The organism is Methanonatronarchaeum thermophilum (genome assembly GCF_002153915.1).
GTDB lineage: Archaea > Halobacteriota > Methanonatronarchaeia > Methanonatronarchaeales > Methanonatronarchaeaceae > Methanonatronarchaeum > Methanonatronarchaeum thermophilum.
In genome coordinates, this window is sequence record NZ_MRZU01000003.1 from 1 (window position 1) to 25377 (window position 25377).

General features: G+C 38.8%; 27 protein-coding genes. 12 read left to right on the top strand and 15 right to left on the bottom strand.

Features of this window, described 5'->3' with window-relative positions; translation table 11 throughout:
* Positions 1-149: 149 nt before the first annotated feature.
* Positions 150-461: a hypothetical protein gene (locus AMET1_RS01110; RefSeq protein ID WP_143406793.1), complete on the bottom strand. Its 312-nt coding sequence runs from the start codon at positions 459-461 to the stop codon at positions 150-152.
* Positions 462-509: 48 nt separating this feature from the next.
* Positions 510-1760 carry a coproporphyrinogen-III oxidase family protein gene (locus tag AMET1_RS01115; protein WP_086636656.1) on the bottom strand — a complete coding sequence of 417 codons (1251 nt, stop codon included), beginning with the start codon at positions 1758-1760 and terminating at the stop codon, positions 510-512.
* 183 nt (positions 1761-1943) lie between these two features.
* Here AMET1_RS01115 and AMET1_RS01120 point away from each other — a divergent pair, with 183 nt between their 5' ends.
* From AMET1_RS01120 to AMET1_RS07965, 6 genes are all read left to right on the top strand, one after another.
* Positions 1944-2684, top strand: coding sequence for an ABC transporter ATP-binding protein (locus AMET1_RS01120; RefSeq protein WP_086636657.1), 741 nt, complete (start codon positions 1944-1946; stop codon positions 2682-2684).
* On the top strand, positions 2660-3880 hold the full coding sequence (locus tag AMET1_RS01125; protein ID WP_086636658.1) for a SufB/SufD family protein: 1221 nt from the start codon (positions 2660-2662) through the stop codon (positions 3878-3880). The genes AMET1_RS01120 and AMET1_RS01125 overlap by 25 nt, the downstream gene beginning before the upstream one ends.
* A 188-nt stretch (positions 3881-4068) precedes the next feature.
* Positions 4069-5106, top strand: a complete 1038-nt coding sequence (locus tag AMET1_RS01130) for an aliphatic amidase (protein WP_086636659.1) — start codon at positions 4069-4071, stop codon at positions 5104-5106.
* Between the two features lie 60 nt (positions 5107-5166).
* Positions 5167-5679: an AmiS/UreI family transporter gene (locus AMET1_RS01135; protein WP_201721226.1), complete on the top strand. Its 513-nt coding sequence runs from the start codon at positions 5167-5169 to the stop codon at positions 5677-5679.
* A 196-nt stretch (positions 5680-5875) separates the two neighbouring features.
* Positions 5876-7273, top strand: coding sequence for a right-handed parallel beta-helix repeat-containing protein (locus tag AMET1_RS01140; protein ID WP_086636660.1), 1398 nt, complete (start codon positions 5876-5878; stop codon positions 7271-7273).
* A 176-nt stretch (positions 7274-7449) separates the two neighbouring features.
* Entirely contained in the window at positions 7450-7728 is a 279-nt protein-coding gene (locus tag AMET1_RS07965; RefSeq protein ID WP_201721227.1) for a zinc ribbon domain-containing protein, read from the top strand.
* 154 nt (positions 7729-7882) lie between these two features.
* Here the strand turns inward: AMET1_RS07965 and AMET1_RS01150 are convergent, their stop codons facing one another.
* Genes AMET1_RS01150 through AMET1_RS01165 form a run of 4 tightly spaced genes read right to left on the bottom strand, consistent with a single transcriptional unit; the run spans position 7883 to position 11839 of the window.
* Positions 7883-8881, bottom strand: coding sequence for an isocitrate/isopropylmalate dehydrogenase family protein (locus tag AMET1_RS01150; protein WP_086636661.1), 999 nt, complete (start codon positions 8879-8881; stop codon positions 7883-7885).
* On the bottom strand, positions 8866-9378 hold the full coding sequence (locus AMET1_RS01155; protein WP_086636662.1) for a 3-isopropylmalate dehydratase small subunit: 513 nt from the start codon (positions 9376-9378) through the stop codon (positions 8866-8868). The genes AMET1_RS01150 and AMET1_RS01155 overlap by 16 nt, the downstream gene beginning before the upstream one ends.
* Positions 9379-9380: 2 nt before the next feature.
* Complete coding sequence (locus AMET1_RS01160; RefSeq protein WP_086636663.1) at positions 9381-10610, bottom strand: 3-isopropylmalate dehydratase large subunit; 1230 nt, start codon at positions 10608-10610, stop codon at positions 9381-9383.
* 2 nt (positions 10611-10612) lie between these two features.
* Positions 10613-11839 (bottom strand): LeuA family protein, encoded by a 1227-nt coding sequence (locus AMET1_RS01165; RefSeq protein ID WP_086636664.1) that lies wholly within the window; start codon positions 11837-11839, stop codon positions 10613-10615.
* Positions 11840-12219: 380 nt separating this feature from the next.
* On the opposite strand from AMET1_RS01165, the gene gatC reads away from it, so the two are divergent.
* From gatC to AMET1_RS01185, 4 genes are read left to right on the top strand one after another with little or no spacing between them, the layout of a single operon-like run.
* Positions 12220-12516 carry an Asp-tRNA(Asn)/Glu-tRNA(Gln) amidotransferase subunit GatC gene (gatC, locus tag AMET1_RS01170; RefSeq protein WP_086636665.1) on the top strand — a complete coding sequence of 99 codons (297 nt, stop codon included), beginning with the start codon at positions 12220-12222 and terminating at the stop codon, positions 12514-12516.
* Entirely contained in the window at positions 12516-13916 is a 1401-nt protein-coding gene (gene gatA, locus AMET1_RS01175) for an Asp-tRNA(Asn)/Glu-tRNA(Gln) amidotransferase subunit GatA (protein ID WP_394334872.1), read from the top strand. Before gatC ends, gatA begins: the two co-directional genes overlap by 1 nt.
* Positions 13913-15319 carry an Asp-tRNA(Asn)/Glu-tRNA(Gln) amidotransferase subunit GatB gene (gatB, locus tag AMET1_RS01180; protein ID WP_086636667.1) on the top strand — a complete coding sequence of 469 codons (1407 nt, stop codon included), beginning with the start codon at positions 13913-13915 and terminating at the stop codon, positions 15317-15319. Before gatA ends, gatB begins: the two co-directional genes overlap by 4 nt.
* The gene (locus AMET1_RS01185) at positions 15316-17358 is read left to right on the top strand and encodes a DNA topoisomerase I (RefSeq protein ID WP_161490700.1); all 2043 of its coding nucleotides are present in this window, start codon (positions 15316-15318) and stop codon (positions 17356-17358) included. Before gatB ends, AMET1_RS01185 begins: the two co-directional genes overlap by 4 nt.
* A gap of 80 nt (positions 17359-17438) precedes the next feature.
* On the opposite strand, the gene panD is transcribed toward AMET1_RS01185, so the two are convergent.
* Positions 17439-17780 carry an aspartate 1-decarboxylase gene (panD, locus tag AMET1_RS01190; protein ID WP_086636669.1) on the bottom strand — a complete coding sequence of 114 codons (342 nt, stop codon included), beginning with the start codon at positions 17778-17780 and terminating at the stop codon, positions 17439-17441.
* Positions 17781-17952: 172 nt separating this feature from the next.
* Here panD and AMET1_RS01195 point away from each other — a divergent pair, with 172 nt between their 5' ends.
* Together AMET1_RS01195 and AMET1_RS01200 are read left to right on the top strand one after the other, a co-directional pair.
* Positions 17953-18624 carry a DUF4013 domain-containing protein gene (locus AMET1_RS01195; RefSeq protein ID WP_161490701.1) on the top strand — a complete coding sequence of 224 codons (672 nt, stop codon included), beginning with the start codon at positions 17953-17955 and terminating at the stop codon, positions 18622-18624.
* Between the two features lie 179 nt (positions 18625-18803).
* Positions 18804-19205: a pyridoxamine 5'-phosphate oxidase family protein gene (locus AMET1_RS01200; RefSeq protein WP_086636671.1), complete on the top strand. Its 402-nt coding sequence runs from the start codon at positions 18804-18806 to the stop codon at positions 19203-19205.
* Positions 19206-19278: 73 nt separating this feature from the next.
* Here AMET1_RS01200 and AMET1_RS01205 read toward each other — a convergent pair whose 3' ends face one another.
* The 8 genes from AMET1_RS01205 to AMET1_RS01235 form a co-directional block, all read right to left on the bottom strand.
* Positions 19279-20268, bottom strand: coding sequence for a methyl-coenzyme M reductase family protein (locus tag AMET1_RS01205; RefSeq protein ID WP_086636672.1), 990 nt, complete (start codon positions 20266-20268; stop codon positions 19279-19281).
* Positions 20220-20777, bottom strand: a complete 558-nt coding sequence (locus AMET1_RS01210; protein ID WP_086636673.1) for a methanogenesis marker 17 protein — start codon at positions 20775-20777, stop codon at positions 20220-20222. Before AMET1_RS01210 ends, AMET1_RS01205 begins: the two co-directional genes overlap by 49 nt.
* Before the next feature lie 31 nt (positions 20778-20808).
* A complete protein-coding gene (locus AMET1_RS01215) occupies positions 20809-21954 on the bottom strand; it encodes an AAA family ATPase (RefSeq protein ID WP_161490702.1) in 1146 nt (381 codons plus the stop codon).
* Complete coding sequence (locus AMET1_RS01220; protein ID WP_086636675.1) at positions 21951-22538, bottom strand: hypothetical protein; 588 nt, start codon at positions 22536-22538, stop codon at positions 21951-21953. The genes AMET1_RS01215 and AMET1_RS01220 overlap by 4 nt, the downstream gene beginning before the upstream one ends.
* A gap of 112 nt (positions 22539-22650) precedes the next feature.
* Positions 22651-22824, bottom strand: coding sequence for a hypothetical protein (locus AMET1_RS07850; RefSeq protein WP_161490703.1), 174 nt, complete (start codon positions 22822-22824; stop codon positions 22651-22653).
* An 18-nt stretch (positions 22825-22842) separates the two neighbouring features.
* Positions 22843-23370, bottom strand: a complete 528-nt coding sequence (locus AMET1_RS01225) for a hypothetical protein (protein WP_086636676.1) — start codon at positions 23368-23370, stop codon at positions 22843-22845.
* 4 nt (positions 23371-23374) lie between these two features.
* On the bottom strand, positions 23375-24622 hold the full coding sequence (locus AMET1_RS01230) for a hypothetical protein (protein WP_086636677.1): 1248 nt from the start codon (positions 24620-24622) through the stop codon (positions 23375-23377).
* A gap of 346 nt (positions 24623-24968) precedes the next feature.
* Positions 24969-25337 carry a hypothetical protein gene (locus tag AMET1_RS01235; protein ID WP_086636678.1) on the bottom strand — a complete coding sequence of 123 codons (369 nt, stop codon included), beginning with the start codon at positions 25335-25337 and terminating at the stop codon, positions 24969-24971.
* Positions 25338-25377: the final 40 nt, after the last annotated feature.

Below are 25377 nucleotides of genomic sequence, written 5' to 3' on the forward strand. Positions count from 1 at the left end.
ATCCAGGTGAAAACCCCTTCCCAACCAATACCATATGCATATCGGTAGAGGAAAGAGGAATGGAACAGTTTTTTGTTGTAGGCCTGGATGGATGTGCTGTATCACACTCTACTTGAATCCAGTTTTTTTGGAATTTTCATAATCGGTTTTTATCTTTTTGCGCTGTCTCCGAAGTCTTGTAGGTATTGGTTTACAACTGAGCTCATGTAGTTTGATAGTGCTTTGGATTCTCTTTTGTTTCTATATTTTTCTAGTAGGAATTCTGTGTCGCAGTGTGGGCATCTTACGAATTCGCATCCATCGATTGCGTGTGGACAGCCTTGGCATGCGAAGGCTCTTGAATAGAATAGGTTGAATACATTAGCGCATTCCGGACATTTTAGGTTTTCGTGTTTGGACTCCATCATACTCCGGGAAATCCCTTTTCTCTGGAGATCGTCATTAAATACGTATTTCCTCATACAATATATCCTTTGTAATTCTCATCATTTAAAATTTCCTTAAAAAAATTATATGGGTCGGGGGGTTGCTCCGACTAAATGGTTTTCTTGGAATTTATTTAGTAGAGTCATAACGATTTTTTTAGTGCTTTTGCTAGCAAGGTCTAGTCCTTGTTCTGTTAGTTTGTAGCCGTTGTTTGTTGGCTGTATCAATTCAAGTGTGTGCAGAAGTTCAATTAGTTCTTTGATGTCTTTTTCCATTGGTTTTCCGAAAGTTTCTTGGTATTTTTCTTCTGTGATTTCTGTGAAATATAGGTTTCTTATGAACCAGAGTTTTCTTTGGTCTTTTCCATCGAACTGGGTTCCGACAGATATCGGTAGGCCTTCTGCAGTTGCTTTGTTGTAGTCTTTTAGGTTTGATGTGTTTAGGTAGAATGAGTTGTTGAGGTAGCTCCAGTTTCCAGGTCCGATTCCTATGAAGTCGTTTGAATGCATGTACTCGCCTCGGTATTCTTCGGGTTGTTTTGAAAAACTCCATATCGTTATCATTTCATAGCCATTGTCGGTTAGTTTGTCTCGTATAGCTTTATAGAGCTCTGTTTCGTTTTCTGGTATTTCTTCTTCACCAGTACTTACTTTGCTGTAGAGCTGTGACCTCGGTAACAACATTAAGGGAAATGTTGTGACGCTCGGTATATCGAGTTCTATTGCTGTCTCCAATGTGTTAACCATGTCATCGACTGTTTGGCTGGGTAATCCGAACATTAAATCAATGTTTACATGGTTGAAATCGTGTTCAAGCGTTTTTTCAACCGCTTCCACAGCAATGTCTCGGTCATGGTCCCGGCCGATATGCTCTAGAACATGGTTTTCGAAAGATTGAACCCCTATCTTAAGTTTATCTATACCGATTTCGTTTAGATATTTAAGTGATTCGTTGTCTAGGTCGTTGGGATGTGCTTCTGTTAAAACCTCTCCAGAAAAACCATATTCTTCTTCTAGATATTTTATTATCTCACCTAGTTTTTCTGGGATTTGGGTTGGCGTTCCAGCTATGAAGTATAATGTATTTATCTCTGGGTTACCCAACCCCTCCATATAGAGATCTATCTCTTTAATAACCGAGTCTATAAAACTGTCTAGTGTTTCTGGATTGACTCTACTGTCTCCATAAAGACAATAATCGCATTGATTGCTGCAGAACGGAATTCTAACATTAAAACTTATCTCTTTTTTTCTGGGCAACTCGAACTCGAACGACCTATCAAACTCTATATTACCAAAATTTTCTTCAATGATGTCGTCTATAAAACCCTTCATACCGAACACAAATCTATAAGTAAAACTACTAATAACTTTCGAAAAAAACTAGTCTAACAACACCTATTTGGTAGTGAATCAACTGGTTATTGTTTTTTATAGCATTTTATATTCTTTTTCCCGATAAATCTATTTAGTTTGGATAGCATCTAGTATATTGAGGGTTGTTTTTGGTGTATCATTATGCTTGAGATAGATAGTTTGACGGTTTCCGTTGATGGTGAGGTTATTTTAGAGAACTTAGATTTGCATATAGGTATGGGAGAGGTTCATGTTCTTTTTGGACCCAATGGTAGTGGTAAATCTACCTTGCTTAAAACTGTGTTGGGGTTACCTGGATATAGGGTGTTGTCTGGCTCGATAAAGTTTAAAGGTAAGGATATAACAGATTTACCTGTTAATGAAAGGGTCGAACTCGGTTTAGCCCTTGAATACCAGAACCCACCACCGATCGCTGGATTGAAACTACAAGATCTAGTAGATTTGATTTCTAAGGAATCTGGAAGTGAAGTCGACGATATGGTTGAGAAACTAAATTTAGAACAACACATGAATCGAGAGGTTAACGTTGGTTTTTCCGGCGGGGAGGTAAAAAGGTCTGAAGTCCTGCAGGTATATTCCCAAAACCCAGATTTAATTCTTTTCGATGAACCCGACAGTGGTGTCGATGTAGAAAACGTTGAGTTGTTAGGTAAAATAATAAATGAAATGCTTGATAAAAAGAAAAAACCAAGTGACCGTAGACGTTCAGGGTTAATAATAACTCACCATGGAAGCATACTAGACCTTGTAGAAGTGGATAGAGCACATGTACTTTACAATGGAGCGATTATGTGTTCCGGTAAACCAAGAGAGATACTTGAAGAAATAATAGAAAATGGATACGAGAACTGTGCAAAATGTTATCGGATAGAACAGAGTTAAGGATTAAGGATAGAGCTGAAGAATACAGAGATGTTCCAGCCAAGTACGGCCCCGATATAGACCTAAGTAAGTTCCAACTACCCAAACATAAACGAAAAAACGAATACAGCATCGAAAACGTTAAAAAAGAGTTTGGAAATGACTTAAGTTCAGTAGGAATCGACCTAGATCAAACATCCGGTTCCTATGTCCAAGTAGATGGAGACATAGTATACCAAAAAATGTACGATGACATCGAAGTACTCTCAATAGACCAAGCACTAAAAAAACACGACCTAACAGATTACTATTGGAATGCAGTCAAAATAAACGACAAATATTCAGCAAGAGTCGAAAAAGAAATGACCGGAGGATACTTCATACGTGTCCCGAAAGGCGTGAAAAAAGAAGTTCCAACACAGACATGCCTACTTCAAGAAGACGAAAAAGCAACCCAAAACGTACACAACATAATAATAGTTGAAGAAGGAGCCGAACTACACGTAATAACCGGATGTAGTAAAACAAAAGGCACCAAAGAAGGACTACACCTAGGAGTCTCAGAGTTCTATCTAGAAAAAGACGCAAAACTAACATTCACAATGATACACAACTGGGGGGAAAACCACCACGTAAGACCAAGAACAGCAGTCAAACTAAAAGACAACGCAACATTCATAAACAACTACGTACTCGTCAGCCCAGTTAAATCAATACAAAGTTATCCAACAGCATACTGCAACGGCAAAAACTCAAAAGCATCATTCCAAACAGTAGTTTACGCCAAAGAAAACTCCAACATGGACCTTGGATCACAAACAGTCTTACGGGGAAAAGGAAGCAAAAGCGACATGATCTCCAGAAGCATATCCAGAGACAAATCCAACGTAACAGTAAGAGGTAGATTAGTAGGTGAAGAAGAAGACATACAAGGCCACCTCGAATGCAAAGGAATAATACTATCAGACCAATCAAACCTACTCACAATCCCAGAACTCGAAGCCAAAAAATCAAACCTAGACCTATCACACGAAGCAGCTGTAGGAAAAATCAAAGAAGAACAACTAAACTACCTAATGTCCCGAGGACTAACAGAAGAAGAAGCAGTATCACTAATAATAAAAGGCTTCATGACAATCGACATAAAAGGACTCCCACCAGACCTAACCAAAAAAGTCGAAAAAATGATCGACATGACAGTCGAAAAAGCAATCTAAAACCCAAAACCCACTCCCATTTTTTAACATTTTTTTCTTTATTCATTTTTTTGAACGACTTTATCCAACCCCGTTTCCCATTAAGTTAAATAAATCAATTAAAAATATTATAAGTAATTAGGTATAGTATATGTAATTTAGTTAAATTTAAATATCATAGTTTTTGATTATAAATTAAGGTGTAAAAAATGAGACATGGCGATATCTCCTGCTCCGAAGACACAGTAGGAGTAGGAGTAGTTAACTACCCCCCTCTCCCAACATACCCAAAACTCGGGGAGGACGGAAAACAAAAAATAATTAAAAACTGCCACAACATCGCCGACTACATCTCTGGAATGAAAACTGGACACCCAGGGATGGACCTAATAATATTCCCAGAATACAGCACACAAGGAATACTATACAACGAAAAAGAAATGATGAACTACTCAACAACAATACCAGGACCAGAAACAGAGATCTTAGCAGATGCTTGTGTAGAAAATGATGTATGGGGAGTTTTCTCAATCACAGGAGAAAGACATGAAGATCATCCCGAAAAAAGACCATACAACACCCTCATTCTAATAGATAACGAGGGAGAAATCGTACAGAAATACCGCAAAATAATGCCATGGTGCCCAATCGAAGGCTGGACAGCAGCGAACAAAACATATGTATCAGAAGGTCCGAAAGGCCTTAAAATAAGCCTGATAATATGTGACGACGGAAACTACCCAGAGATATGGAGAGACTGCGCTTACAAAGGCGCTGAACTAATAGTAAGATGCCAAGGATACATGTATCCATCAAAAGAACAACAAAGAATCAATGCAAGAGCCGCAGCATGGCAAAACACAACCTATGTAGCTGTAGCAAACATGGCGGGACATGATGGTGTCTACTCATTCTTCGGACACTCAGCCCTAATAGGGTTTGACGGCCGAATACTAGGAGAGACCGGAACAAATGAAAACGAAAACCAATACGCAGAACTATCAGTCCAAGCAATAAGAGATGCCCGTAAAAACTGGCAAAGCCAAAACCATCTATACAAACTACTTCACAGAGGATACACAGCAGAACTCGCAGATGGTGAAGAAGAAGGCCTTAAAGAATGTCCATACGACTTCTACAAAGACTGGGCCAAAGACCCAGATAAAACCCGTGAACAAATACAAAAAGTAACAAGAAAAACCCCAGGAACCGATGAATGCCCAATAAAAGGAATAAGAAGAGATTAAAATCTATCCAAGCTCCGAAAAGAAATCCCTAAACATATAAAATAAAAACAGAGAAACCTTATGACAGATCCAAACATACTGGGATTAGGACTACTATACGTAGGAGCAGTCCTATTTGTAAACGCACTATACATCCTAGATTACGCTTCACCACGAGACACAGCAATCCTAAACCTATTCACAGGAAGCTTAACCTTCCTAAACGCCATCTACCTAGCATTCATCCTAGAATCAACATTCCCAGCAGCCCAAACACTACTATTCTCATTCACATACCTATGGCTCTTCATAGTATTCTGGTACGAATGGACAGACATGAGAGCCCTAGGATGGTACTGCCTATTCGTAGCAATAACAGCCATCCCAACCGGGATATACACATACACAATAGACAATCTAGAAATCCTGGGAATAATATGGCAAACATGGGCATACCTATGGTTCATATTCTTCCTATACATGGCGCTCGAACTCAAAATAAAAAAAATAACAGCATGGTCAACCATGGCCATAGCAATAATAACCGGCATATACGCCTACTACACACTAGCAATAACCGGAGCCCCCATCTAAAGGGCTCCAAACCAATTTTTTTATCCCTAATCAGGGCTAAGACCTCTTCCTTCAGGGAGAGGGGGATGTCACACAGAGATACAGCGCGGAAGCCCACGGCTTTAGTCGTGGGTTAGCTTATTAAGACAATAGAAAAACTTAATACACAAAAAATAAAAACTAAACCAAGTTACAAACATATCCATCAGCTAACAAAATGTTTTTAAAAAACCGTGGCATCGCTCCTGTAGTAGGGATAATACTTCTTGTTTTAATCACTGTAATCATAGCAGCCGTTTTCTGGAGTTTTGCCTCAGTGGTGCCCAATGAAGTACAAACAGAACCAAAACAAGTAGTCATGGAAGCCCAACAAACCGACGATAAAATAACAATCGTGCATACCGGTGGAGACACAATAAAATCGGATGAATTAATAATACATGGAGCAGAAGCAATCCAACTACCAACAGAGATAAAGCCCGGAGACAGAATAGAACTAAAACCGAATGAAAATACAGAAGAAATAACGGTTTCAGTTGGAGACCAAGAACACTCTACAACAGTAAAAACAATAGAAACCACGCCAACTCAACAACCAACCGAAACAGAAAAACCAATACACAACATAGAGCAAGACAACAGCTATCAAAAAATACAAGACGCAGTAAACCAAGCCGAAAAAGGCGATACAATAGAGATAGAACCAGGTATTTACAAAGAAAACATAGAAATCACAAAATCCGAAATAACCTTGAAAGGAACAGACCAAAACGATAAACCAGTCATCGAACCAGAAAACGACAACCATGTGTTAAAAATCAACGAAAAACATGATATAACACTTAAAAACCTCGAAATAACCAACTCCCAAGATAGAGGTATACACGCAGAAAAATCCGATGGAATCAAAATAGACAACATAAAAACCAATAACAACGAAAACGACGGAATCAGAGTAACAGAAACAACAAACGCCCAAATAGTAAACTCAAACTCCAGCAACAACGATGGAGATGGGATCACATTCTATGCATACGGTGAGATAAAAAACAATGAAATACACAACAACGAAGAAAGAGGAATTTTCCACGCTGGAAGTTCAGCACCAGGCCAAGGAAACATAACCATCAACGACAACAACCTATCAAACAACAACTTCGATAGTGAACGAGCAGGCGGAATAATCATATACGGCGGTCCAGACGGTAACAACACAATAACAGCAACAGTAAAAAACAACCAAGTATCAGATAATGAAGGAAACGGAATCCTAATCTATAAAGTAAATCACGAACGAGGCAATGACAAACCATTGTACTACGACTATAACTCCAACATATCTCATAACACAGTAACCAACACAACACCAAACGACGAAGAAAATAGAGGATATGGAGATGGGTTAGTTGTATACCTATCCCATAACGTAGATATAAACAACAATGAAATTACAGATAACAAACAACATGGAATACACATAACAAGCAACCTAACCGGCCAACAATATGAAAACACAACAAACATTGACATAATAGAAAATAATATATCAGATAACGATGATTGTGATATCAAAATTGGTCCAGGAATAAACGACTACACCATTGATATAGATTAAAAAAAATATGACAGTTGATATCGATAAAACCTTAAATCTCCTTTTAAACCTTAAATCAGAATTAGATTGTAAGATTTCTATTAATTTAACTTATTTGGGGTGAGAAGTCCCCTTCCTCACGGAACGAAGGTGGTGTTAGGTTGGGGATGAATCACCCGAACCAATAAAAAAAGTTGTTGAAGAAGTTAGACCCGAAAGATACCAGTAAAGAATGTTCTCAGTGCGGAGTCAAAACCGAAAAAAAACTATGGCAGAGAGAACATAGTTGCCCAAGCTGCGGGTACACAACGGATAGAGACTACAACGCAGCACAGAATATTTTAGGTAAGGGACTTACCGAAGTTACGCCTGCGGAGACTGCAACCTCTACAGACAACAAACACCAGATTCAGTTCTGTAATGTATCTGCAAGTTACGTCATCGAAACAGGAAACCCCTTCCACACCAAGGCATAACCGAGGTATGGTAGTGGGTAGTTCACATATCTATTGGTTAAAAAAAATGTGTTAAAAGGAAAGTTGAAATAAAAAAACATAGGTTTTTGCCGTGAAATGTTTTTCACGGCTGTTTTGTGTTTTTAGGTTTGTTTTTGCTTGTTGATGTTTTTTGTTAGATTTTTGATGCTACGTATTCTGCGTATTCTTGTGTTCCAGCGTTTCCTCCAAGGTCGTATGTTAGTTTTTCGCCTTCTTGTATTGCTTTGGCTACTGCGTTGTATATTTTTTCTGCGGCTTCGTTTTCGTTGAGGTGTTTGAGCATCATTGTTCCTGTTAGAATTTGTGCGGTTGGGTTGACTTTGTTTTGTCCTGCGTATTTTGGAGCGCTTCCGTGTATCGGTTCGAAAACTGCTTTGTCATGACCAAAGTTTCCGCCTGGAGCTACGCCTAATCCTCCAACCAGTCCTGCGCATAGGTCTGATAGTATGTCTCCGAATAGGTTTGTTGTGACTATTACGTCGTATAGCTCTGGTTTTTGAACCAGCTGCATGGCCATGTTGTCTACGATTCGGTCTTCGAATTCGATGTTTGGATATTCTTTTGCTACTTCTTCTGCTGTTTTTAGGAAGAGGCCGTTTGTTGTTTTCAGTATGTTTGCTTTGTGTACTGCTGTTACTTTTTGTCTTCCTTCTTTTTCTGCGTATTCGAATGCGAATCTAGCTATTCTTTCGCTTGCTTTTTTCGAGATTATGCAGTGGGATTCGGCTACGGTTTTATCTTCGTCGCAGTAGTGTTCGACACCGCTGTATAGGCCTTCTGTGTTTTCTCGGACGGTTATTATATCAGAGTCTTTTACGCCTATTCCAGGTAGGTTTTTGGTTGGCCGGACGTTTGCGAACAGCTTTAGTTTCTGTCTGATAGCGACGTTCACGCTTCTGAATCCAGATCCAACTGGAGTTGTGATGGGTCCTTTTAAACCTACTTTGTTTTTCTCTATCGATTCGATTACTTCATTTGGTAGTGGAGTTCCTTTTTCCTCCATTACTCCTGCTCCAGCTTCAATGACATCGTATTTTATGTTTACACCGGTCGCGTCTATAACGGTTTTTGTAGCTTCTATAACTTCTGGACCGATTCCGTCTCCAGGTATTAATGTTACTTTGTGGGCCATACAAAGTCACCTCTATTTTTAATGTAGTTTGGAAGCCCACCTTCTCCAAGAACGATTAACATGAAATCAGATATTTCTTCTCCCTCGTAACTCTCGTTTTTGGTGAGGTTTTCTAAAACACCGTTTTCAACGTCTACTTTGAGTTCATCGCCTTCATCGACCTTGCTTGAAATCCCTGGTATCTGTATTATAGGTAGTCCAACGTTTATTGCGTTTCTAAAGAAGATTCTGGCGAACGACTCTGCTACAACACAAGAGATGCCTGCGTGTTTAATCACCAAAGGTGCCTGTTCACGACTGCTTCCACAACCAAAATTCTCACCAGCAACAATTATATCGCCTTCATCTATTCGGTTATAGAAATCAGGGTCAATACCCTCCATAGCATGTCTAGCAAGTTTGTTCATATCCAACGTATCGAACTTGTATTTACCAGGAATAATAGCATCAGTATCTACATCATCCCCATAAGTACGTGCTGTTCCTTCAAAATTCATGTTTAATCATCCTCCGTAGTTATCACACCGTTTAAAGCAGTGTATGCTGCTGTCTCGGGAGAACCAAGATATACTTCCGCTTCAGTACTACCCATCCTACCTTTGAAATTCCTGTTAGTGGTTGCAAGAGCCTTCTCACCAGGAGCAAGAATCCCCATATGAGTACCAGGACAAGGACCACACCCAGGATTACAAACAGTAGCACCAGCATCAACAAGCGTCTGAACAACTCCCTTATCAATAGCATCCATATAAACCGATTTAGAAGCAGGGAAAACAAGGAACCTAACACCATCATCAATCTGACGACCACTAACAATCCTAGTTGCAGCCTCTAAATCTTCAAGACGTCCATTAGTACAAGACCCCAAAACAACCTGATCGATTTTGGTGCCCTCAACCTCTGTTATATCGTGGACGTTGTCGACCTGGTGGGGAACAGCTATCTGCGGCTCCAAAGAAGAAACATCAATATCTATCTCCCTAACATACTCCGCATCATCATCAGCCATAACCCAATCAGGAGCCTTAGCACCAGTAAACTCTTCAGCTTTTTTGTCTGGTTGTATTATTGCTGTTTTTGCTCCCATTTCTATTGCCATGTTGGTTAGTGTTGCTCTTGATGGGATTGTTAGGTTTTTTGTTGTTGGTCCTGTGATTTCTAGGGCTTTGTAGAGTGCTCCGTCTGCTTCTATTTTTTTGCATAGTTTTAGGATTATGTCTTTTGCGCTTACGTTTTGTTTTGTTTGTCCTGTTAGGTTTATTTTGATTGTTTGTGGTACTTTGAACCATAGTTTTCCTGTTGCGAATGCTGCTGCCATGTCTGTTGATCCTACTCCTGTTGCGAACGCTCCTACTGCACCGTAGGTGCAGGTGTGGCTGTCGGCTCCTATAACCAACTGCCCTGGCTCCACATGGTTCTCCAACATTAGTTGGTGGCAAACACCTTCACCAACATCATACAACTTAATCCCATGCTCCCTAGCAAACTCCCTCATCATTATATGAAGCTCTGAAGCGCCTTCGCTTTTACTGGGCGCAATGTGATCTATAATTAATGCAAGCCTCTCCGGATGCGCTATATCCATATCCATCTGTTTAAAAGCATTTATCGCTAGTGGTGCTGTACCATCTTGAGCCATCGCCAAATCAACATCTACAAGCACTACATCTCCAGCTCTAGCTGTTTCACCAAATTTTTCAGAAAAAATGTTTTCTACAATTGTTCCCAAACTTAAACCTCCTTATCGAAATGTTTATCTAAAATCTCTTTGAATTCCTTGTCAAGTATGCAGGAGCTTCTCTTATTTTCTTCATACAACTGTTGAATTTCATTATACATCTCCTTGATTCTTTTATCTTTTTTATCAACAGTCAGATCAATATCGTTTCTCTCCAGTATATCGTTAGTTTTTTTAGCTATTACCTCACGGCCTGATGAATCCCCAATCATAAATTTTCTTCGTGCTCCGACCATTTCTGGTGGATATGGTTCGTATGTGAATGGATTTTTAATAACCCCATCTGTGTGTATACCGCTTTCATGTGCAAACACATTGTCTCCAACAACTGCTTTATTGTATGGTACGTGGTAGTTAGCGTTTTCTTCTAGATAGTTCGCTAGATCTTTGAGTACTGTTAGGTCGTATTTGTCCACTCCAAGCCTATCGGTTAGGAACAGTAATACCTTCTCCAGCTCGGCGACTCCTGCCCTTTCACCAAGCCCCATAACAGTCATATTACCCCAGTTTGCTCCATTCCAAAACCCTGAGAGTACATTTGCTACTCCAAGCCCATAATCGTCGTGAATATGAAGCTCGATGTCCTCAACACCAAGGTCTTTTATATCTCTAACCAACCGGGGAATAGAATAAGGTAAATCTCCTTCAAAAGGAATCCCATAATTAACTGTATCACAGATTCTAATCACAGCATCCGAATCTATCTCAATAATCTCTTCAATAAAAGGATAGACAAAATCCTCAATCTCAGCTCTCGTTACATCCTCAACATGGCATCTAGGAGTTATACCATGATCCACCACTTCCTGCACAACATCAAGATAACTCTCTTTAGCTTCCTCCCGACTCTCAAAACCAATTTTATCGAATAAATGACAATCAGACACAGAGGTAAGAATACCCGTCTCCTCAATACCACCCATACTCGTAACAAGCTCTATATCACTTTTAGAAGCCCTAATCCAACCGGTCACCTCAGGCTTATCATAACCCAAATCAAGCATCTCTCGAGTAACCTCCCGATCCCTATCACTATAAAGGAAGTTCTCAACCTTCTCAACCCCAATCTGATGCAAATACTTATATATCTGAAGCTTATCCTCACTTTTAATGACAACACCGGGCATCTGAGCACCCTCTCTTAAAGTGCCATCACTAATCTTAATCTCTTGATCAACTGGTAACTCAATATTTGGAAGATCTTCATATGACGTAATCATTTTAACCGCCTACTTTATTCAACCCATCAAACAAACTAAAAAAAACTATACTATAATTAAACAACAAGGTTCTCAACCAAACCCAATTGTTTTCCCAAAACACTTATTCTTTTATGAAGATATAACTTCTCCAGCCCAATCGACAACCCCAACAAAAACGCTCCCCAAAACCCAACATCTTCTCAAAAAACCAAAAACAACCAACCAAACTAGAAAAAAATCCAACAAACAACAAAATGCACACTCAAAAAATAACTAAAACCCTGAAATAACTAAAACCCTGAAATAACTAGAAACCTAAAAAAAGAATTTAAATAAACCAAACCTACTAAAACCGAATTAAAATATAGATTGATTTAAAATTGAATGGATGTGTTTTTATGGCCAATGAAAAGATTACCGAAGAAGAGGTTGAAAGTATATCGAGTTTTGCGAGGATTTCTTTAGATGATGATGAGATTGAAGACTTAGTTCCCCAACTAAATGAGATACTTGATTACTTTGACAAGATAGATGAAGCTGATACGGAGGGGGTGGAGCCGTTGTTTGGAGTGCATGGTAAAAAGAATGTGTTTCGTGATGACGATGTAGGTGAAAGCATGTCCCAAGAAACAGCTCTACAAAACGCTGAGAAAACTGAGGACGGATATTTCAAGTCACCGAGGGTGAGAGATTGATTGAAGCTTGGAAAACAACCCAAAGAATCAAAAATGGTGAAGACACCTCTGTAGAGGTTGTCGAGCGTGTGTTTGAAAACATTAAAAAACATGAAAAAAATGTTAATGCGTATATCACACTCGAAAAGGAAAAAGCATTGAACCAAGCTAGAAAGATCGATAAAGCAATAAAAAATGGAGAAGACCCTGGTCCTTTAGCTGGAGTTCCAATAGGGATAAAAGATTCAATATCTACCGCAGGAATGAAAACCACTTGTGGCTCTAAAACACTTCAAAACTACATACCACCCTACGACGCATACACTGTACAACAAATCAAAGAAGCAGGAGGCATTGTAATAGGGAAAACAAACTGTGATGAGTTCTGCATGGGAAGCACCACCGAAACAAGCTATTTTGGAGAAACAAGAAACCCCTTAAACCCTGACTTAGTTCCCGGAGGCTCTTCAGGAGGAAGTGCAGCAGCAGTAAGCTACGGAGGTGCTTCAATAGCTCTTGGATCAGATACAGGCGGATCTGTTAGATGTCCAGCAGCATTCTGCAGCGTAGTAGGTTTGAAACCCACATACGGCAGCGTATCTAGACATGGATTAGTCGCCTACGGAAGCTCCCTAGACCAAATAGGCCCAATAACCCAAGATGTAAAGGATGCAGCCCTCACTTACGACGTTATATCTGGCAATGACCCTCAAGACCCAACATCCAACACTACCAAACAAAACCACCTACAAAACCTAGAGCCTGACCCCGACGTTACACTCGGAATACCCAAACAACTTCAAGAAGGAGTAGACCCCGAGATAAAACAAAAAACAAACGAAAAAATAGACAAATTAAGAGATTTAGGTGCCGAAACAAAAAGAATCGATATACCTTCTCTTGAATACGCATTACCAGCATACTGCATAATAAGCATGAGTGAGGCAAGCAGCAATCTAGCAAGATATGACGGAGTTCGATATGGCCATAGATCAAAATCCAATGAAGATTGGAACACCGAATTCTCAAAAACAAGAGCAGAAAGCTTTGGAGACGAAGTAAAACGAAGAATAATATTAGGAACATACGCATTAAGCGCTGGATATTACGACCGCTACTACAACAAAGCACTCAAAATCCGAAACCTACTAACCAAAGAATTTAAACAAACATTCAAAGAAGTAGACGCATTAATATCCCCAACAATGCCATACAAACCATTCGAAATCGGCGAAAAAATAAACGACCCCCTATCCCTATACATGGGAGACGCATTAAACGTCCCAGTAAACATGGTAGGCAACCCATCAATAACAATCCCAACAAACAAAAACGAACCAATCGGAATACAGATCATTGGAGACCACCACCAAGAACAGAAAATACTGAACATAGCCAAAGCAATGGAGGAAACAAAATGACCGAAGTAGACACAACAATCGGATTAGAAGTACACATACAACTAAACACAGAAACAAAACTATTCTGCAGTTGCAGCACAAACTACCGAGAATCACCACCCAACACACATACCTGCCCAACATGCCTTGGACTACCAGGAACCCTACCAAAACTAAACAAAAAAGTAGTTAAATACGGCGTAATGGCCGGATACGCATTAAACTGCGAAATAGCCAACGAAATGCACTTCCACAGAAAAAACTATTTCTACCCAGACCTCGCAAAAGGATTCCAAATCACACAATACGACAAACCAATCGCCAAAAACGGCGAAATAAAACTAAAAAACGATAAAAAAATCCGAATAAGAAGAATACAGATAGAAGAAGACCCAGGACGACTCGTACACCCAATATCATCCAGATATACATACACAGACTACAACCGATCAGGAATGCCATTACTCGAAATCGTAACCGAACCAGACCTATCAACCCCACAAGAAGCAAGAGAACTACTAAACAAAATACGAGAAATACTCGAATACCTCCAGATATTCGATGGATCACTCGAAGGATCACTCAGATGCGACGCAAACATATCAATAGAAGGTGGAGGCCGAGCCGAAGTAAAAAACATATCCTCCTACAAAGGCGCAGAAAAAGCCCTACAATACGAACTAACCAGACAAAAAAACCTCCTAAGACGAAACAAAGAAGTCAAAAGAGAAACCAGACACTTCAACGAAGAACAAGAAATAACCCGCTCCTCAAGATCGAAAGAAGAAGAACACAACTACCGCTACTTCCCAGAACCAGACATACCAAACATCCACATAACCAAGAAACTAAAACAACAAGCCAAACAAGACCTCCCAGAACTCCCAGACGAAAAAAGAGAAAGATTCATCAAACAATATAAAATAACAACCGACCAAGCCAAATCACTAACACAAACAATAAAATGGGCCAACTACTACGAAGAAACCGCCAAACACACAAAACCAGAAACAGCAGCAACATGGATAGCAGACGTACTAAAAGGAGAACTAAACTATAGAGACAAAACAATACACCAAAACAAAATAACACCCAAACAAATGGCTGAAATAGTAAACAAACTCAACAACGACAAAATAACCGAAAAAGGCGCAACAAAAATAATACGAACCATGCTCGACAACGGGGGAACACCACAAGAAATAATCAAACAAAAAAACCTCGAAACAATAGAGAAAGACCAAGTACAACAAGCAATCAAACAAGCAATCGAAGAAAACCCAGAAGCAGTAAAAGACTACCACAACGGAAAACAAGAAGCAATAAACTACCTAGTAGGCCAAGTAATGAAAATAACAAAAGGAAAAGCAAAACCAGATGAAACAAACAAACTAATAACCAAAACATTGGAGGAAAACGCTTGAACAAACTAATAGTGGCTGAAAAAGACAAAGCAGCCAAAAGAATAGCCGAAATACTATCAGACGGCAACTACAACTCAAAGAAAGTAGGAAAAACAAACGTATACGAATACACCGAAAACGGAGACAAAAACCAAGTAATAGGACTACGCGGACACATAATGAAAATCGACTTCCCAGAAAAATACAAAGACTGGCAAGCCCAAGAACCAAAAGAACTCATCCGCGCAGAAATAGAAAAAAACCCACTACATAAAGGAATAGTAAACTCACTACAAAAACTCGCCAAACAAGCCGAACAAACCATAATAGCAACCGACTACGACAGAGAAGGAGAACTAATAGGAAAAGACGCACTCGAAGTAATAGAAAACACAAACAACAAAATAACAAACAAAAGAGCAAGATTCAGCGCACTAACACAAACCGACGTAAAAACAGCATTCCAAAACACAGGAGAGATGGACTACAAACTATCAAGCAGCGGCGAAGCCAGACAAATACTAGACCTAGTATGGGGAGCCTCACTAACAAGATACATATCACTAACCGCCCACCGATACGGAGACAACTTCCTATCAGTAGGTCGAGTCCAAACACCAACCCTCGCAATAATAGTAGACAAAGAAAAAGAAATCGAAGCATTCGAACCAACACCATACTGGGAAATAAACCTAACACTACAAACAAACAACAAGAAATTCCAAGCACAACACACCGAAGGCAGAATATGGGAAGAACAAAAAGCAGACAAAATACACCAAAACATCCAAAACACAGCCACAGTCACATCAACCAAAACCAAAACCAAAAAAGACACACCACCAACACCCTTCAACACCACCGCCTTCATGCGAGCAGCAGGCTCAGTAGGCCTAAACCCATCAAGAGCAATGAACACAGCCGAAACACTATACACCGCAGGATACATCAGCTACCCCAGAACAGACAACACAGTATACAGCGAAAGCCTAGACATAGAACAAAAACTACACATGATCGGACAACACCCAGAATTCAAAGAAAACGTACAAAAAATACAACAACAAAAAAACATCACACCAACACAAGGCGACAAAACAAGCAAAGACCACCCACCAATACACCCAACCCAACTCGCAAACAAAAAAGACCTCAACAAAACCGAATGGAAAGTATACGAACTAATAGTAAGACGATTCCTAGCAACACTATCACCACCAGCAACCAAAAAACGAATAACAATAAAACTACAAACCGGAGGAGAAACATTCCAAACCAAAGGAACACAATACACAGACCTCGGATGGAGAGAACACTACCCATACTACAAAACAAAAGAAACAATCCTACCAAAACTACAAAAAAACCAAGAAATCAACATCAAACAAAAACACAAAGAATCAAAACAAACAAACCCACCAAACAGATACAGCTCAAACAGACTCATAACAAAAATGGACAAAAAAGGACTCGGAACCAAAGCAACAAGACACAACATAATCTCCAAACTATACAACAGAAACTACATATACGGAAACCCACCAAAACCAACAAAAACAGCCGAAGCAGTAATCGAAACACTAGAAGAATACGCAGAAAGAATCACACAACCAGACATGACCGCAACACTAGAAAAAGAAATGGACCAAATCGTAGACGGAAAACTAGAAAAACAAGACGTAATAGAAGAATCAAGACAAATGCTCGAACAAATATTCCAAGACCTAACACAAAACAAAGAAAAAATAGCCCAATCACTAAGAACAGGACTCCAAAAAGACAAAATACTCGGACCATGCCCAAAATGCGGAGAAAACCTACGAATAATGAGATCAAAAAGAGGAAGCCGATTCGTAGGCTGCAGCGGATACCCAGACTGCAACTACTCACTACCACTACCAAAAAGAGGAAACCTAATAAAAACCAAAAAAACCTGCCCCAACCACAACCTCAACGAACTCAAAGTAACATACAACAAAAACAAAAAACCATGGACACTAGGATGCCCACAATGCAACTACGACGAATGGCAAAAAGACAAAAACAAAGACAAAGATTGAGATTGAAAAACCCCTTTGGGGGTTATTTAATCAATATTTCTATGGTTTAAGTTAGTTTTTTAATGGATGTAGTTTCTTTTTTAGAGGTATGCTTTGAATTTGTTTTCGTTATCGACACTTACAACGGTTGGTTCTATCTGTTTTTTTGTTGAAATAAAACTCATTATGGTAATGTTTTCCCCTACGTTAATTTTGTTGGCTGCTGCTCCATTGATACAGATTTCTCCTGAGCCTGGTTCACCAGGAATTGTATATGTTTCCAGTCTCGCCCCACTTGTGTTGCTAACAACTAAAACACGTTCATTAGGCCATAGATCGGCGTGATCTAATAGTTCGCTATCGATGGTTATGCTTCCGATATACTCGACGTCTGCTTCAGTGACCGTTGCTCGATGTATTTTAGACTTTAAAACAGTTCTCATAGAAATGCCTCAGAAACAAAAAATCTTCTACCCAAAAAACAATAACATTTTCGACACCAAACAAACCGAAAATAAAAATAGAAAAAATTTTTGGTTTTACATTAAATTTATAAGGAAATTATAAGGAAATTTATTTATAACTGTTTTTCAATAATTATTGAATGTTATGTTAATGGAAGGACTAAAATATCCTATTAAGGAAGATAAAGGATTAATTAATATATTAATTGGTGGTTTACTACTTCTATTGTCGTTTTTGTTGATACCTGCATTTATAGTGGTTGGATATTTGATTAAGGTTGGTGCTGAAACCTCTAGAGGAAATGATAGATTAATTGAGTTTGGAGAATGGATTAATTTATTAGTAACTGGTTTTGTTGGATGGATAATCACCATTATCTACTCTATCATACCATTCTTGATTTGGAGTGCAGTAGCGTTTATTTTAATCGGTATATTAGGTATTGGTGGTGCCGGTGATTCCGCATTAGTAGCTGGTGTTGGCTTGTTAGGTTTCGTACTACTATGGCTGTTCGGTTTACTGGTGGGGATACTGATCTATTATACGCTTCCTGCTGCGTTGATAAACTATGGACGAGAAAGTTCATTTAAAGCAGCTTTCCGTTTATCACAACTCAAAGAAATCTGGATGACAAGAGAATACTTTACAGCAGCTTTGATACCAATCGTTTTGATGGTCATACAATACATAGTAATCACGATACTAGGATTCACAATAATCGGACTTATCTTGGTTCCATTTGTGTATTTCTACTTCCACCTAGTGATAATAAGAATCTTCGGAATAGCCTTCAGAAATGTTGTAGGAAGACCAGGGATTTAAAAAAAAAGGGTATTATTTTTTGGGGAGCTTAGTTTCCCCAATAAAACATTCTTTATTCCATTTTTCACTATTTTTTGTTTTTTTGGCTAATTGTTTTTAGGGAAAGTGATAAGTAACATAGTTGATAAAAACTTTGTTATAGGGATGGCGTTTAATGGCTATCTCTAGAGGTGGATTTGATGGTTAAAATACCTGATGAAGTTTTGGATTTGCTTGGTGACCCGGATACTCAGATTGTTTTGGCTACTGCGGATGATAGTTCTATGCCGAATGCAGTACCGATGAGAAATGTTTGGATTGTTGATGATGATAAAATGGCTTTAGGTGATGTTTTTTTCGATAAAACAAGGAGTAATATTGAGGCTAATGGTTTAGTTAGCTTGAGTTTATGGAAGGGAACTGAGGGATATCAACTTAAAGGAACTTGTAGTGAGATTAAGTCTTCTGGGGCTTTGTTCGAGGAGAAGAAGGAGATGCTTGCGGAGAAAATGGATTTGGATTTGCAGGCATTGTGCATGATCGATGTTGAAGAGGTTTTTTCAACTGCTCCAGGTCCGGATGCTGGGTCGAAAATAAGTTAAATATCGATAATTGTTGGTTAGGGATGGAGAAAATAAAAATAGAAAGGGGTTTTTCTCCATCCCTATCTTTTTTTTAGGCTGGTATTTCGTTTTCTTTTTTGGTTTGGATTAGTGATTCTGGTTGTATTGTTATCAATATGTCTTCTGCTTCGTTTACTGATTTATTGAATTCAGCTATTTCTTTTAGTTTGTTTTCTCCGATTTCTATGTCTTGTACTAGGTTTATGTGTTCGTCGTATGGGAGTTTTATTCGTAAGCCATCTAGATGTAGTACTATTGGTGTGTGTCGGGCGTCGTGTTCTTCTAGTGGTAGTTCTTTTTCGAGTTTTTCTTTTATCTCTAGTGGGTGAACTATTAATGGGTCTTCGTTGATTTTTTCTCTTTCTTTTGTTATTAGTTGGCCTAATGCTTCTGCGATTTCGTCTAGTTTTTCTTGTTCTTCTGTTTTTCTCATTCGATCTACTTTTCGGCCTACGCCGGGTATGTATTTGTCTGCGTTTTTTAGTTTGGGTATTTCTGGTGCTCCGACTGCTATGACTGGTTTGTCTATGTTTTTTAGTAGTTTGTATTTGTGGTTTACTAGGCAGTTTCCGAAGTTTCCTAGTATGAATACTGCTGCGTCGTATTCTTCTATCATTTTTTCTTCTTCTTTTGTTATTTGGGAGATTCTTCGGCCTACGCCTCTTGCGATGCTTACTATGTTTGTGAGGGCGCCTGCTCTACGTAGTCTTTCTGCGATGTCGCATACTGGGTGGGGTAGGTGGTGTCGTGATATGCTTGGTGATACGACTGCGATTTCTGTTCCTATTAGTTTTTCTTTGAATATTTTTCCTTTTAGTTCGTCTGCGAGTTTTTCTATGGTGGGTAGGTCTTCTTGTGGGATTGCGGTTAGCATTGTGATTTCTCGGGATTCTTTGTTTTTTTGTATGATGTATCCTCCGAGGTCTTCTATTCTCTCTATCATTAGGTTTGATTTGTATACTCCACCTTCGTATGTTAGGAATTCGTACATTTTTAGGCCTCTACAATTTTGTTGTGGGTTTCTTGGAGACGTTGTATCCATCTGTCTTCCATTGGGTCTTCTGTTGCTATTATTGTGAATACTTTTTTTGATTTGAGGCTTCTGCGTACTCTGAATCCTTCTGGTATTATCTGCCAACTTAGGTTTAGTAGTGTGTCTGTTATTTCTTCGCTTGGCTTTAGAACCATGTTTTCTATTTCTTCTTTTTTTATGTTTTTGCAGGTTATTTCGAGTCTTGTTGGTTGTTCTATGTTTGATTTACCGAATTCTTTCCATAGTTTTGATAGTAGGTTTGATGCGTAGCCTTCGTCTCTTATTTCCATTTTACATCCTTGTTCTTTGTCTCTTATTTGTGCGATTTTTTTTATTTTTGTTGGCTCTCTAACGCCTTTTACTTTGATTGAGATTATGAATATTGGTTCTTTGACTTCTATAACCATGTGTATGTGTTCTACTAGATTTGATATGCGGGAGTTTTTTATTATGTCTCTAGCGATGTTTTTGTATCCTGATCCTTCATTACTTGTTGGGCTTTCAACTGTTATCTTCAATTATAGGCCTCCAGTTTTTGGGAGTTATTTTTTATTCAATGTCTTGTTTTGTGTTTTTGGTTTTTTTTAGTAGGTCGGTCTCGGTTTCTATGTATTTTGCGAGGAGTCTTGATTCGTTTTCTGATAGGTTGTATTCTAATCGGAGTACGTCTCTATCTATATATCTTCCTTCTTTTGTTTTGTAGTTTTTTATGTATTTTTTGTCTTTGATTTCGTTGATTGTTGTTCCGATTTTTTTAACCTTTTCGGTTATTGTGTCTTGTTTTTCTTTCCATCTCCATCCTGTTGATTCGTAGGTATCGAAGGTGTAGTTTGTTCGGGGTATTCCTTTTATCTCTAGTTCTATCTCTTCTGGCTCTCCGTCTTTTCCGATTTCGTTGCAGAAAACTGCGTCTTTTTTTGTTATTTTTTTTATTTTATCGCTTGCTAAACGCCGTATTTCAGGGTGTACGTCTTTTCCTGTGTGTCCTATGATTATTAGGTGTGCTTTGTGTTTTCTGAATTTTTTTAGTAGTTTTGAGAAATATTTTGTTGCGTCGTAGCTGTCGGATCCGTATCCGGATACGTGGCTTGAGGCTTCGTCGAATACGAATATTTTTTCTTTTTTATTGCTTGACAACCATGTTTTTAGGGCTTGGAAGTTGTTGATGTATCTTTCTTTTTCTTTAAAGCTTTTGATGTTGCTACCTATCTCTCGGTTGTATCCACCGGATTTCCATAGTTCTGATAGGAGTAGGGCTAGATCGGTTTTCCCGGTACCCATGTTTCCAAATACATAACAGATCCATACTGGTTTATCCATTTTTCTCTCGATTTTCCGTAGTGTTTTTATTCCTGAGATATCTTTTCCACGGGTTTTACGTCCGCTAACACGCTTCATCACCGATATATTTCCATCGATAACTGCTTTGTTGAGTAGAGCTGTTGCTTCTTTCCTTATGACTGATTTTGCTATCTCGCTATCCATGAAATCGAGTGGTAGTTGTTTGTCTCTGGATGTTGCTTCTTTATGTATTTTAGGCCAGTTGTGTGAGAGGTAGTTGAGTAGTTCAAGTGTTTTTTTGTTTTTAACTAGACCCATATGTCTATGTAGGTACTGGATATCATCGTTGTCGACTTTTTCTTTAAGTTCTGATGTTGATATGGAGAGTGCTGAGGGTTTAACCAAACGTATCAACCTTCCTGAGGTCTATCTGTTTGGTTGTTGGTTTGTTTGTGTGAGTTGTTTTCGTTTTCGATTTCTTTTATTGTTCTCTCTACTATTTGGTTAACGATTTCTCCGTTGTATATGGTTTCTCGTTCTATGTGGGCTGCCATTTCCATCGTTATTTGGTTAACTGCGTCTCTCACCATTGATGGCATTCTTATTCTGGTTTTTATTCCTTTTTGCGCCATTTTTTCTAGGTGTTTTCTGATTTCTTTTATCTGTTCTTTGTTTCTTAATAGCTCTATATTGCTTACTGACCCTCTCCAAGTACCTACTGCCTCCATTGTTTTTGGATCGAATTTTTGGCATATTATTAATTCTGCTTTGGATGTTTTTTCTCGATGTAAACTTCCTTCTATTACTTTGATTTCCTGGTGTTGGTGGTTTTGTAGTTTCCATAAACCGAGGTCTCCTTTTTCCATACCTAACTGGAGTATGTATTTGTTTTGTGGTTCAATTAGCCAATCAATTAGTTTTGTGGCTGGTATAACGGTTATTAAGCTCCCGATTAATAGTGTTAGGTAGAATACTGTTATGTATTGGGGTGGCCCCAATAACTGCGTTATGAGGCCGGTTGTTGTTATTAGAATTAGTGTGGTTTTGACTGGATGTGTTTTGATTATTTTTTTATGTTTACGCCATTTGTGTATCGAACTACCTCCATGGCTATAGGTATCTGTTTATTAGTTCGATCCACCACTCGACTGATTGGTTGAATATTTCTGTTATTGAGTCGACTCCGCCCATTATTAATGGTATGCCGAGGAAGAGTATAGCTAGTAGGAAGATTATCTGCAGTATTAGTTGGTACTTGGATTTGTTTTTTTGTTTTTTGGACATTTTTTCCCACCTGTTTTGTTAGAGGATTCTTTCAGGCTGTTTGGGTGTTTTTCTGTGTTTTTTTAGTGCTATGATTGTTATGACTCCGATTCCAGTTAGGATACCTCCGAGGCCTGCGGCACGAACTTCCATCCATTCTGGGTTTTTTTCGAACAAACCTGTTTTTTCTATTAGTATTAAGGAGTGTGTTGGGGTTTGTATTCCGATTGCTGCTTCGCCTCGATGTTCGGTTACTGTGTGGTTTATTTTTTGTTTACCTGGCTCTAGTACAAATGTTTTTTCTTCGATGTAGATGATGTCGTTACTGCCTGTTCGGATGTTTGTTGCGTCGGTTAGTTTTATTGTTGTTGGGGTTTCGGTTTTTATCTCTATTTGAAAGGTATTGTCTGTAGCATCATAACTGTAGTCGGTTATCGATGTTGTATGTCCGATTTGTATTGGTGTGCAGTGTACCGTTGGGGTGATTGTTATCAATGTCAGTATTGTGAGTGTTAATATGCTTATTGTGGTTATTGGTTTCTTGTGTTTTTGTATATGTTTTTTCACTTGTTCATCTCCGTATTATTAGTATTGCTAGTAGGATGGTTGCGATGTATATCCAGTAGTTTGTTTGTGTGTTTGGTAGGTATATTCCGGAGTGGTTTGTGTCTAGTATTTCGTTGTACATTTCTTGGAGTTGTTGGAGGTCTTTGTTGAGTTTTTCTGGGTTTATTTCTTGTTGGATGTATGGTTGGAGGGTGGTTTTTTCTATTTTGTTTCCTTCGTAATCGGTTATTTTTGTTATATGGAATTTGGTGTTCTGTAGTGTTTGTATTCCTTCATTGTTTATTAGGTATATTGGGTTTGTCCAACTGGTTGTGTTGTATGTATTGTCGTTTTTGATTGTCATTGTTCCATTGAAGTCGTGGTTGGTGAATAGCATTCCTGTTAGTGTTTTGTTGGTTGGGTAGGTTGGGTGGTTTTTTATTGTTATCTCGAATCGCTCGTTTAGTGTTGTGTTTATTCCTAATAATGCTAGTTCTGAAGCGGCGTAGCCGTAATAGCCTGTTTGGTTGTATTGTGTGTTTAGGTGTCCTGCTAGTATGTATGGATCGATTATGTCGGTTTGGTTTATTTCTCCTTCTGTGTAATGGCCGTGTATTTCGGTTATGTAGGTGTTTGCGTTGTCAACCATCATGTTGTGTCTTTCGATTAGTTTTTGTTGAAGTAGGTTCCAGTTGCAGTTGTTGATTACTATTGATTTTTCATCGAAGGGTGATTTTATTTTTATTGTTGATTCTATGCATTCTGCAGCGCCATCCATGGTTGGCTGGTCGCTGTAGGTGATGTAATGGAATATTTTGGTTCCATGGTTGTTCGGGACACTTGGAACTTCTTTTTTAGCCAGGTCTGTGACGTTTATTTCTGTTCCATTTAGTAGTGTAACTGTATTGTTAATTGTTTGGAACTGGCTGTCGGTTTTGGTGTTTGTTTGTGTGCTTCCGTCCTGCCAACTACTGTATTCATATTTGAATTCAGCTGTGAATGGGTCTGTGTAAATTGTTTCTGATTTGTTGTTCAGGTTTTTTAGGTGGATCAGTGTTTTGAGTTGGCTGTTTAACTGCATGTCCATGTTTTTTTGAATTCCAGAGTAGTGGTCTGAGACTATGTTGGTTGCATTGGTTTTTGCTATTGAGAGTGGGACTCCATTCTCCAGGTCTTTGGCTGCTTGGATTTTTATTTTAGACCAAACAATGTTTTCTGTGTCTTTTAGGTGGTTTCCTATTGTTGTGTGGAATGTTTTTTCGTCTCTGTTCATGTAGCATGCATAGTCGTATATAATTGCTGAGTTGTATTCTGGGGTTTCATTAACCTCTCCGATTGAAAGGAAGTTTCTGATCCAATCCCAACCAAAACCGATCTGTAGATCTGTTCCCGGTATGTCTACCGGGTTTGTTAAAACTCTTATGCAGTCGTATACGATCTCTTTACCTATCTCTTGTATTTTTGTTTGTAGGAGGCTGTCATTTTTTTCGGTTGGTGATGCGGATACGGTTCCGGTTGATATGGATAGTAGTAGTGATATTAGGATTACCGCTGTGATTTTGGTGTGGCCGTCAGTTTTTATGGCCTTAGCCTCCCAATGTTTTTTGCGTTTTTGATTTTTATTCCCCCATTGTTGTGAAAACGTATCCTAGTATTGTTGTTAGAAATCCGGCCATTGTGAATAAGGGGTCGCTGAAAATTAGGTTTGAGATCTGTTCTATGTGTTTTATTCCGATTAGCATTATTGGGGTTGCTGCTATTGTGGCGAGTTGGTAGTTTTGTAGTTTCATTATGTCTTGTCCACCACTTTCTACGTATCCGGCCATTAATGTGATTAATGCTATGTAGTGTGCGTGTTCGTCTATTTTTATCTCCATGAACTCGATTGTTCCGAGTTCGAAGGTTATCATGCTTGCTGCGATGAACACTATCAGTAGTATTGGTCCGATGGGGTTTTCTTTAAAATTTTTTAGCCCTATATTGATCAACTCCTTTTTTTAGGCTTTCTGCCTGTTTTTATTGGTGGTG

What these genes read in the sequence shown, in the direction of transcription:
- AMET1_RS07850 (WP_161490703.1), bottom strand. Translation starts at nt 22,824, where the DNA reads ATGTCCAAAAAACAAAAAAACAAATCCAAGTACCAACTAATACTGCAG.
- gatC (WP_086636665.1), top strand. Translation starts at nt 12,220, where the DNA reads ATGGCCAATGAAAAGATTACCGAAGAAGAGGTTGAAAGTATATCGAGT.
- AMET1_RS01230 (WP_086636677.1), bottom strand. Translation starts at nt 24,622, where the DNA reads ATGAACAGAGACGAAAAAACATTCCACACAACAATAGGAAACCACCTA.
- AMET1_RS01110 (WP_143406793.1), bottom strand. Translation starts at nt 461, where the DNA reads ATGAGGAAATACGTATTTAATGACGATCTCCAGAGAAAAGGGATTTCC.
- panD (WP_086636669.1), bottom strand. Translation starts at nt 17,780, where the DNA reads ATGAGAACTGTTTTAAAGTCTAAAATACATCGAGCAACGGTCACTGAA.
- AMET1_RS01150 (WP_086636661.1), bottom strand. Translation starts at nt 8,881, where the DNA reads ATGGCCCACAAAGTAACATTAATACCTGGAGACGGAATCGGTCCAGAA.
- AMET1_RS01205 (WP_086636672.1), bottom strand. Translation starts at nt 20,268, where the DNA reads ATGGATACAACGTCTCCAAGAAACCCACAACAAAATTGTAGAGGCCTA.
- AMET1_RS01195 (WP_161490701.1), top strand. Translation starts at nt 17,953, where the DNA reads ATGGAAGGACTAAAATATCCTATTAAGGAAGATAAAGGATTAATTAAT.
- AMET1_RS01130 (WP_086636659.1), top strand. Translation starts at nt 4,069, where the DNA reads ATGAGACATGGCGATATCTCCTGCTCCGAAGACACAGTAGGAGTAGGA.
- AMET1_RS01135 (WP_201721226.1), top strand. Translation starts at nt 5,167, where the DNA reads ATGACAGATCCAAACATACTGGGATTAGGACTACTATACGTAGGAGCA.
- AMET1_RS01140 (WP_086636660.1), top strand. Translation starts at nt 5,876, where the DNA reads ATGTTTTTAAAAAACCGTGGCATCGCTCCTGTAGTAGGGATAATACTT.
- gatB (WP_086636667.1), top strand. Translation starts at nt 13,913, where the DNA reads ATGACCGAAGTAGACACAACAATCGGATTAGAAGTACACATACAACTA.
- AMET1_RS01200 (WP_086636671.1), top strand. Translation starts at nt 18,804, where the DNA reads ATGGTTAAAATACCTGATGAAGTTTTGGATTTGCTTGGTGACCCGGAT.
- AMET1_RS01115 (WP_086636656.1), bottom strand. Translation starts at nt 1,760, where the DNA reads ATGAAGGGTTTTATAGACGACATCATTGAAGAAAATTTTGGTAATATA.
- AMET1_RS01165 (WP_086636664.1), bottom strand. Translation starts at nt 11,839, where the DNA reads ATGATTACGTCATATGAAGATCTTCCAAATATTGAGTTACCAGTTGAT.
- AMET1_RS01120 (WP_086636657.1), top strand. Translation starts at nt 1,944, where the DNA reads ATGCTTGAGATAGATAGTTTGACGGTTTCCGTTGATGGTGAGGTTATT.
- AMET1_RS01155 (WP_086636662.1), bottom strand. Translation starts at nt 9,378, where the DNA reads ATGAATTTTGAAGGAACAGCACGTACTTATGGGGATGATGTAGATACT.
- AMET1_RS01125 (WP_086636658.1), top strand. Translation starts at nt 2,660, where the DNA reads ATGTTATCGGATAGAACAGAGTTAAGGATTAAGGATAGAGCTGAAGAA.